This is a genomic window from Candidatus Eisenbacteria bacterium (genome assembly GCA_020847735.1).
In the GTDB taxonomy this organism is placed as follows: domain Bacteria; phylum Eisenbacteria; class RBG-16-71-46; order RBG-16-71-46; family RBG-16-71-46; genus CAIXRL01.
In genome coordinates this window covers 78,685-87,780 of the sequence record JADLBL010000007.1, presented here as the reverse complement: position 1 = coordinate 87,780, position 9,096 = coordinate 78,685, and the positions used below count along the sequence as shown (strand labels likewise).

The 9,096-nt window shown below is 71.8% G+C and carries 7 protein-coding genes; 5 read left to right on the top strand and 2 right to left on the bottom strand.

Annotated elements, in window-relative coordinates; genetic code table 11:
- Positions 1 to 396: magnesium transporter (locus IT347_03685; GenBank protein MCC6348678.1), on the top strand; the 396-nt coding region annotated here is incomplete at its 5' end.
- A 37-nt stretch (positions 397 to 433) separates the two neighbouring features.
- Here the strand turns inward: IT347_03685 and IT347_03680 are convergent.
- Both IT347_03680 and IT347_03675 read right to left on the bottom strand, forming a co-directional pair.
- Positions 434 to 898, bottom strand: coding sequence for a hypothetical protein (locus IT347_03680; GenBank protein ID MCC6348677.1), 465 nt, complete (start codon positions 896 to 898; stop codon positions 434 to 436).
- Between the two features lie 160 nt (positions 899 to 1,058).
- Positions 1,059 to 2,201, bottom strand: a complete 1,143-nt coding sequence (locus IT347_03675) for a hypothetical protein (protein MCC6348676.1) — start codon at positions 2,199 to 2,201, stop codon at positions 1,059 to 1,061.
- Between the two features lie 208 nt (positions 2,202 to 2,409).
- Between IT347_03675 and IT347_03670 the strand changes: the two genes are divergently transcribed.
- Genes IT347_03670 through carB form a run of 4 tightly spaced genes read left to right on the top strand, consistent with a single transcriptional unit; the run spans position 2,410 to position 9,093 of the window.
- Positions 2,410 to 3,414 carry an aspartate carbamoyltransferase catalytic subunit gene (locus tag IT347_03670; GenBank protein ID MCC6348675.1) on the top strand — a complete coding sequence of 335 codons (1,005 nt, stop codon included), beginning with the start codon at positions 2,410 to 2,412 and terminating at the stop codon, positions 3,412 to 3,414.
- The gene (locus IT347_03665) at positions 3,411 to 4,727 is read left to right on the top strand and encodes a dihydroorotase (GenBank protein ID MCC6348674.1); all 1,317 of its coding nucleotides are present in this window, start codon (positions 3,411 to 3,413) and stop codon (positions 4,725 to 4,727) included. Before IT347_03670 ends, IT347_03665 begins: the two co-directional genes overlap by 4 nt.
- Positions 4,724 to 5,887, top strand: coding sequence for a glutamine-hydrolyzing carbamoyl-phosphate synthase small subunit (gene carA / locus IT347_03660; protein ID MCC6348673.1), 1,164 nt, complete (start codon positions 4,724 to 4,726; stop codon positions 5,885 to 5,887). The genes IT347_03665 and carA overlap by 4 nt, the downstream gene beginning before the upstream one ends.
- A complete protein-coding gene (carB, locus tag IT347_03655; protein ID MCC6348672.1) occupies positions 5,887 to 9,093 on the top strand; it encodes a carbamoyl-phosphate synthase large subunit in 3,207 nt (1,068 codons plus the stop codon). Before carA ends, carB begins: the two co-directional genes overlap by 1 nt.
- The last annotated feature ends 3 nt before the right edge of the window (positions 9,094 to 9,096 follow it).

Sequence of the window (9,096 nt, the reverse complement as noted above, 5' to 3'; positions counted from 1 at the left end):
GGCTCGCAGGCCTCGACGCTGGTCATTCGCGCCATGGCGCTGGGCGAGGTCCGGCTCGCCGACTGGTGGCGGGTCATCCGCCGCGAACTCATGACCGGCCTGCTGATGGGCGCCATTCTCGGCGCCATCGGCTTCACCCGCGTCTTCACGTGGGAGCACCTGTTCCACAGCTACGGCCCGCACTACCTGGTGATCGGTTTCACCATCGGACTGAGCGTGATCGGGGTGGTGACCTGGGGCACGCTCTCGGGGTCCATGCTGCCGTTCCTGCTCCGCCGGGTCGGGCTGGATCCCGCGAGCGCCTCGGCGCCGTTCGTCGCGACGCTCGTGGACGTGACCGGCATCGTCATCTACTTCACGATCGCGAGCATCGTCCTGCGCGGCACGCTGCTGTGAGCGACCCGCGGCCCGCGCGACACCCGCGCGGGCCGGCTCAGCCGGCGGCCCCGTCGGACTCGCCGACCGGCAGGCCGGGGCCGGCGTGCATCTCGTCGGCGAGCGTCCGGGCGCGCCGAAGGTCGAGGCGCAGCCAGCCGGCGGCCTCCTCCCAGGTGCGAAAGACGCGGACCTGCCCGCCGTCCCGCAGCACGTCCACGCGCATGCCGAACATGCGGGACATGCCGAAGACGATGTCGCTGCGCGCGACGATCGCGGTGCGCACCCGGCTCGTTTCGTCCGTGCCGGTCGCGACATAGCCCGCGGCCTCCCGGGTCTCGGGCGCCGACAGGTCGAGATGCTCGATCCCGGTCGCGACCACGAGGTGGGCCCCGACCCCGGCCAGGCCGTCGTCACGTTCGCGCGCGCGGCGCACCGTCGCGACGTCGGCGGCCTGAACGCGGCCCCAATAGCAGGTGACCACGAGTTTCTGGTCCGGATCGAAGCGGTAGTCCGTCGCCATCGCTCACCTCCGCGGGGGGCAGGCGAAACGGTGTTCGCGGGGAGCCGGACCAACCCGGGCGGCCCGGCATGGCGACCGCCGCGCGGAACACGCGCCCGCCGCCGTCGCGTGAACCCTACCCGAGGGTCGCCCGGCACGGGAACGGGAAACGGACGGCGGTTCAGCGCGTGCGCACGAGGCGGGCCGTCGAGACCCCGCCCGGCAGGATCAGCCGCGCGAGGTAGACGCCCGGCGGCAGGACGCGGCCCTCGTCATCACGACCGCTCCATGCGCGCGTGTGCGCTCCGGCCCCGATCCTCCCGTCCAGCAGCGTCGCGACACGCCGGCCGCCGACGTCGAGCACCTCGAGCCGCGCGCGGCCCGCCACGGGCATCGTCCAGGCGAGGCGAGTGCCCGCGGAGGCGGGATTCGGCCACGCCGCGAGCCGCACCCGCGCCTGCGGCGCGGCGGCCGGCACGTCGAGCACGTAGACGCCGTCGTTGAACATCCGCCACAGCCGGTCGAGGGCGGCGGTGTCGCCGGCGCTGGTCGAGAAGGCGACCATCAGCCTGGTCGTGAGGTCGCGGTCGTGCCGACCGGCGGGCAGCAGCGGCGACACCCAGCCCGAGAGCGACTCGGGCCCGACGCCGCGCACGATCGGGGTTCCGGGCGGCATCGTGTCGGGGTAGATCTGCGCGACCGACAGCGAGTCCGTGTTCGAGAGCTCCACGTGCTCGAGCCAGCGGCCGTCCCAGCTCGGGGTCTCGCACCCCGACCAGCAGTAGCCGCGCTGCACGTAGAGGCCCGAGACGTCGCGCCAGCGCAGGGCCCGGTAGGAGGTGAGGAAGCTCACGCGCGCGGCGTAGAGCTGGCAGGCGGCACTGTCGGGCCGGTCGCCGAAGTGCACCGTTCGCTCGACCACGAACCACGGCTGGTCGGCGACGAACGTGTAGGTGGTGGTGACCGGCGGCTGGTCCTGGCTGCCGCTCTCGATGCGCACCCGCACGATCGTTCCGGCCGTGTCGAGCACCGTCCAGTCGTGCCATTCCAGCCGTTCGTTGCGAATGAACCCCGTCGAGTCCACGCCCCGCCGGGTCTGCCCCCAGAACTCGTTGACATGCGCGTCCTCGCCGGCGATGTCGCGCTGCGGGTTCCAGTCCTTGAAATAGACGCTGGCCAGGAAGTCCGGCCGGTCGAGGTCGAAGAGCAGCCGAAGCCGCGAAGTCTCGACCATCTGCAGGGATGGGTTGACCGTGACCACCCCGGCGAGGGCCGGGGGAGCCGAGAGCGCGGCGAGGAGCAGGTACGCGGGGTGCAGGCGCATGCAGTGGGGGCGAATTGTACGCGATGAACCGCCGCGGCCGCGAATGGCGGCGGGACCTCCGAGTGAGGCGATCCGGCGCGCTCCGCGTGCGTGCGCCGGAGGCTTGAAATCCCGCCCGCGCATCCACTAATGTCCCGCGCGGTTCGTGCCAGCACTCCACCACCTTTAAGGGGGCCCCGAGAGGTCCCGAAGGGAGAACCGGGTGAACATGTCCGCTCCATCCCTGCCCGCCCCGGCGCCCGCGAGCGCTGGGCTTTTTTCTACCCCGCCCGCCGCGGCCAGCGGCCGTCACCTGCTCGGCCTCGAGGGCATGTCGCGCGCGGCGCTCGAGGGCCTGCTCGAGGAGTCCGCCGCCGAGCGCGACTGGCTGCGCAAGGGCGCGCCCAACCGCGACGACCTGGCCGGCTGCTCGGTGATGCTCACGTTCATCGAGGATTCGACCCGCACCCGGACCTCGTTCGAGGTCGCGGCGCGGCGGCTCGGCGCCAACGTGTTCACGTTCAGCGCCTCGACCTCGTCGCTGAACAAGGGCGAGACGCTGCTCGACACGATGAAGGTGTTCGAGGCGATGGGCGCGCAACTCGTCGTCCTGCGCCACTCGCAGTCGGGCTCGCCCGCCTACCTCGCGCGGCACCTGCCGCGCACCGGGATCATCAACGCCGGCGACGGCATGCACGAGCACCCGACGCAGGGCCTGCTCGACCTGCTGACGCTGCGTGACGCCTGGGGCGGGCGCTTCGAAGGCCGGCGGCTGGCGATCGTGGGCGACATCGCGCACTCGCGCGTCGCCCGCTCGGCGATCGCCGGGCTGACGACGCTCGGCGCGCTCGTCACCGTCTGCGGGCCGGGCACGCTGATGCCGGCCGAGGTCGAATCGCTCGGCTGCGCGCGCGCGGAGACGATCGAGGAGGCGATGACGGACGCCGACGGCGTGATGGCACTGCGCATCCAGCAGGAGCGAATGGAAAAGGGCCTGCTGCCGTCGCTGGTCGAATACGCGCGGGTCTGGGGCGTGGACATGGCGCGCGTCGAACGCATGAAGGACGACGCGGTGGTCATGCACCCGGGGCCGGTGAACCACGGCGTCGAGGTGGACTCGACCATCGCCGAGTACGGGCGCAACGTGATCCTGCAGCAGGTCGCCAACGGCGTCGCCGCCCGCTGCGCGGTCCTCAGGCGTTGCTGGTCGGCGTGGAAGGCGGAGCTGTCGTGAGCACCCTGACGCTCTTCCAGAACGCGACCCACTGGCGGACGGGCGAACGCGTCACGATCGCGGTCGAGGACGGCGTGGTCGTGCCCATCCCGCGGCGCGGCCACGAGCACGCGCGCGTGCTCGACGCGCGAGGCGCGGTGCTCGCGCCCGGGCTGGTGGACCTGCACGTCCACCTGCGCGAGCCGGGCCAGTCGGCCAAGGAGACCATTGACAGCGGCACACGCGCCGCGGCGGCCGGCGGCTTCACCGCGGTCGCCTGCATGCCCAACACGGTGCCGGCGGTGGATTCGCCGGCGTGGGTCGAGTGGGTTCGGCACCGCACCGGCAACGCCGCGCACGCGCGCGTCTACCCGATCGCCGCGGTCACCGTGGGCCAGAAGGGCGGGCAGCTCGCGCCGCTCATGGCCATGGCTCGCGCCGGCGCGGTGGCGTTTTCCGACGACGGCCACCCGGTCGCGAGCGCGGCGATGATGCGCCGCGCGCTCGAATACGCGCGTCCGACCGGCCTGCCGATCGTCTGCCACGAGGAGGACCCGGAGCTGCGCGGCGAAGGCGTGATGAACGAGGGCTTCACCGCCACGCGTCTCGGTTTGCGCGGCATTCCCGGGGCGGCCGAGAGCGTCATGTGCCGGCGCGACGTGGACCTCGCCGAGCTGACCGGCGGGCGCGTGCACCTCGCGCACCTTTCGACCGCGCAGTCGTTCGAGACGCTGCGCGACGCCCGGCGCCGCGGCCTGCCGGTGACCGGCGAGACGTGCCCGCACTACTGGATCCTGACCGACGAGGCGGTCGGCGACTACGACACCAACGCCAAGATGAACCCGCCGCTGCGCACCGCCGAGGACGTGCGGGCCTGCATCGCCGCGATCGCCGACGGCACCGTGGACTGCCTGGTCACCGATCACGCCCCGCACACGCCCGACGAGAAGAACCGGCCGTTCTCCGAGGCGCCGTTCGGCGTCGTCGGGCTCGAGACCGCGCTGGCGCTGACGATCACGTTCCTGGTCGAGCCGGGCCACGTCTCGCTGGCGCGCGCCATCGAGCTGTGGACCGCCGCGCCGCGCCGCATCTTCGACCTGCCGGAGGTGGACCTCGAGCCGGGCTCGGTGGCCGACCTCGTGCTGTTCGACCCCCGATCGGAGTGGACGGTGAACCCGAAGCTGTTCTACTCGAAGGGCCGCGCCACGCCGTTCGCCGGCTGGACCGTGCGCGGGCGCGTGCTCGCGACCATGATGGGCGGGCGCTTCACGCACCTGGCTCCCGACGTCGAGTTCGAGCACCAGCTCGTGCTGCCCGCCGGGGCGGCGACATGACGCGCCGGCCGCCGGCGGTGCTGGCGCTCGAGGACGGGCGCGTGTTTCGCGGCGAGGGCTTCGGCGCCGTGGCCGAGACGACCGGTGAGGTGGTCTTCAATACGGCCATGACGGGCTACCAGGAAGTGATGTCGGACCCGTCCTACTGCGGGCAGATCCTGACGTTCACGTATCCGCTGATCGGCAACTACGGCGTGAACGAGGAGGACTGGGAGAGCGAGAAGCTGCGCGCGCAGGGCATGGTCGTGCGCGACCTGTGCGAGGTTCCCAGCAACTGGCGCTCGACGGGGACGCTCCACGAGCTGCTGGAGAAGCGCGGCGTGCCCGGAATCAGCGGCATTGATACGCGCGCGCTGACGCGCCACCTGCGCGACCGCGGCGCCATGCGCGGCTGCCTGTCGAGCGTCTCGACCCGCGCCGACGAGCTGGTGGACAAGGCGCGGCAGAGCCCGAAGATGCAGGGGCTGGCGCTCGCCGACGTGGTGACGTGCGTCGAGCCCTACTGGTGGGGCGAACACGGCGCCGGCGAACGCGAGCCCGCGCCCGACCGGGACAAGCCTCTGTGCGTGGTGTTCGACTTCGGCGTCAAGTGGAACATCCTGCGCCGGCTGCGCGCCGAGGGCTTCCGCGTGCGCGTCGTGCCGGGCCGCACCCCGGCCGCGGACGTTCTGGCGATGGACCCCGACGGCGTGCTGCTGTCGAACGGCCCCGGCGATCCCGAGCCGCTCGATTTCGCGATCGCGACCGCGCGCGAAGTGTGCCGGCGGGTGCCGACGCTCGGCATCTGTCTCGGGCATCAGCTGCTCGGGCTGGCGTTTGGTGCGACGACCAGCAAGCTCAAGTTCGGGCACCGCGGCGCGAATCACCCGGTGATCGACCGGCGCACGGGCGTGGTCGAGGTCACGAGCCAGAACCACGGCTTCATGGTGAACGCCGACACGCTGCCCGAAGGCGAGTTCGAGCTCACCCACTTCAGCGGCAACGACGGCACGCTCGAGGGCATGGTGCACCGCGGCCTGCCCGTCTTCAGCGTGCAGTACCACCCCGAGGCCGCGCCGGGCCCGCACGATTCGCGGCCGTGGTTCCGCGCCTTCGCGGCCGCCGTCGAGCGGCGCCGCGGCAGGAAGCTGGTGCCCGTTCCGACGGGAGGGAGCCGCTGATGCCGAAGCGCACCGACGTCCGCAAGGTGCTCGTGCTCGGCGCGGGCCCGATCGTGATCGGGCAGGCGTGCGAGTTCGACTACTCGGGCACGCAGGGCTGTCGCGCGCTCAAGTCGCTCGGCCTCGAGGTCGTGCTGCTCAACTCGAACCCGGCGACGATCATGACCGATCCGGAGTTCGCCGACCGCACCTACGTCGAGCCGCTGCTGCCCGAGATCGCCGAGCGCATCATCGCCCGCGAGCGGCCGGACTCGCTCCTGCCGACGCTCGGCGGCCAGACGGCGCTGAACCTCGCCGTCGCGCTGTCGCGCCCGCCCGCCGGCGGCGGGCCCGGCGTGCTCGAGAAGTACGGCGTGAAGCTCATCGGCGCCTCGCTCGACGCCATCGAGAAGGCCGAGGATCGCGAACTCTTCAAGCGCGCCATGCAGCGCGCGGGCATGCAGCTGCCGCGCAGCGGCTACGCGACGACGGTGGCCGACGCCGTCGCCCTCGGCGAGCAACTCGGCTACCCGCTCGTCATCCGCTCGTCGTTCACGCTCGGCGGCCAGGGCTCGGGGCTGGTCAAGGACCGGCGCACGCTGCGCGAGGCGGCGCGCATCGGCATCGCCGCGAGCCCCAACGGCAGCATCCTGATCGAGGAGTGCCTGCTCGGCTGGAAGGAGTTCGAGCTCGAGGTGATGCGCGACGGCGCGGACAACGTCGTCATCGTCTGCTCGATCGAGAACTTCGATCCGATGGGCGTGCACACGGGCGACTCGATCACGGTCGCGCCGGCGCAGACGCTCTCGGACCGCTGCTACCAGGCGATGCGCGACGCGGCGCTGCGCATCATCCGCGAGATCCGGATCGAGGCGGGCGGCTGCAACATCCAGTTCGCGGTTCACCCCGACACCGGCGACATGCGGGTGATCGAGATGAACCCGCGCGTCTCGCGCAGTTCGGCGCTCGCGAGCAAGGCGACCGGATTCCCGATCGCCAAGATCTCGGCGCTGCTCGCGGCCGGCCTGACGCTCGACGAGATCCCCAACGACATCACGAAGAAGACGCCCGCCTGCTTCGAGCCGTCGCTCGACTACTGCGTCGTCAAGATCCCGCGTTGGGCGTTCGAGAAGTTCCGCGCGACCGAGCGCCGCCTCGGCACGCGCATGAAGTCGGTGGGCGAGGTCATGGCCATCGGCCGCACGTTCCCGGAGGCGCTGCTCAAGGGCTGGCGAGCGCTCGAAGCGGGCGGCGACCTGCTGCCCGGAGCGGCCGCCCCGGACCAGATCGAGGAGCTGCAGCTCACGCTCCGCGAGCCTCACCCGGACCGGCTGCGCGACCTGTTCCGCGCGCTCGCCGCCGGCGAGTCGCCGGAATCGCTGTCGGTGCTGACCGGCATTGATCCGTGGTTCCTGAACCAGATGCGGCGCATCACCGATTTCGACCGCGTGCTCGCGGACACCGGCTGGGACGACGAGCGCGTGCGGCGCGCCAAGCGCCTCGGTTTCTCGGACCGCCAGCTCGCCTTCCACTTCGGGCTCGCCGAGCCGCAGGTGCGGTCCCGGCGCATCGAGGCCGGCATCGTTCCGGTCATGAAGGCGGTGGACACCTGCGGGGCGGAGTTCGAGGCCGAGACGCCCTACTTCTACTCGTCCTACGAGGACGAGTCCGAAGTTCCGCAGTCGAAGCGGCCGCGGGTGCTCATCCTGGGCTCCGGCCCGAACCGCATCGGGCAGGGTCTCGAGTTCGACTACTGCTGCGTGCAGGCGGCGCTCGAGCTCAAGACGCGCGGATTCGACGTGCTGATGGCGAACTCGAACCCGGAAACGGTCAGCACCGACTACGACGTCTCGAGCCGGCTCTACTTCGAGCCGCTGACCGCCGAGGACGTGCTCAACATCGTGGACGCCGAACAGCCGATCGGGGTGATCGTGCAGCTCGGGGGGCAGACACCGCTCAAGCTCGCGAAGGCGCTGCACCAGGCGGGCGTGCCGCTGCTCGGAACGCCGTTCGACGGCCTCGACCTGGCCGAGAACCGCTCGCGCTTCCGCGAGCTGATCGAGCAGCTCGGCCTGCGCCAGCCCGAAAGCCGCATCGCGCGCTCGCGCGAGGAGGCGCTGGAGTGCGCGGAGTCGCTCGGCTTTCCGGTGCTCGTGCGGCCGTCGTACGTGCTCGGCGGGCGCGGCATGCGGGTCGTGTACGACCGCGCGGACCTCGAGGACTGGCTGGTGCGCGAGGCGCTGATCTCCGACGAGGAGCCGGTGCTGCTCGACAAGTTCCTCGAGGGCGCGCTCGAGATCGACGTGGACGCGGTGGCCGACGGCGAGACCGTCCTGGTCGGCGCGGTGATGGAGCACATCGAGGAGGCGGGCGTTCACTCGGGTGACTCGACCTGCGTGATCCCGCCCTTCACGCTCGGCGACCACACGCTCCAAGAGGTCCGGCGCATGACCGCGGTGCTGGCACGCGCGCTGGGCGTGCGCGGACTGCTCAACGTGCAGTTCGCGGTGCGGCACGAGCAGGTCTACGTGCTGGAGGCGAACCCGCGCGCCTCGCGCACCGTGCCGTTCGTCTCCAAGGCGGTCGGCCTGCCGCTCGCGCGGCTGGCCGCCCGGGTCATGACCGGCGAGCGGCTGTCCGACATCCGCCCGCCGGAACCCGAAGTCACCATGGTCAGCGTCAAGAAGCCGGTGCTGCCGTTCAGCCGGTTCCCGGGCGAGGACGCGCTGCTCGGCCCCGAGATGAAGTCCACGGGCGAGGTCATGGGGCGCGACCTCGACTTCGGGCGGGCCCTCGCCAAGGCGCACCTCGGCTCCGGCGAACCGCTGCCCGCGAGCGGCACGGTGTTCCTGAGCGTCCGCGACGACGACAAGCGGGCGATCACGTTCATGGCGAAGAAACTGGTCGAGCTGGGGTATGAACTGGTGGCGACGCGCGGGACCGCGCGGTTCCTGGCCCGCAACGGCGTGCCGTGCCGCGAGGTGTTCAAGGTCCACGAGGGCCGGCCGCACGTCGTGGACCTGATGGAGAACGGAGGCGTCCAGCTGGTGCTCAACACGCCGCTCGGCCGGCAGACCGAGTTCGACGAAAAGGCCATCCGCGAGCGCGCGGTGGCGCTCGGAATCCCCGTCATCACGACGGTGGCGGGGGCCATCGCGGCCGTCTCGGGGATCGAGGCGCTGAACCGCGGGCCGCTCGACGTGACGAGCCTGCAGGAGGCGCTCTGACCC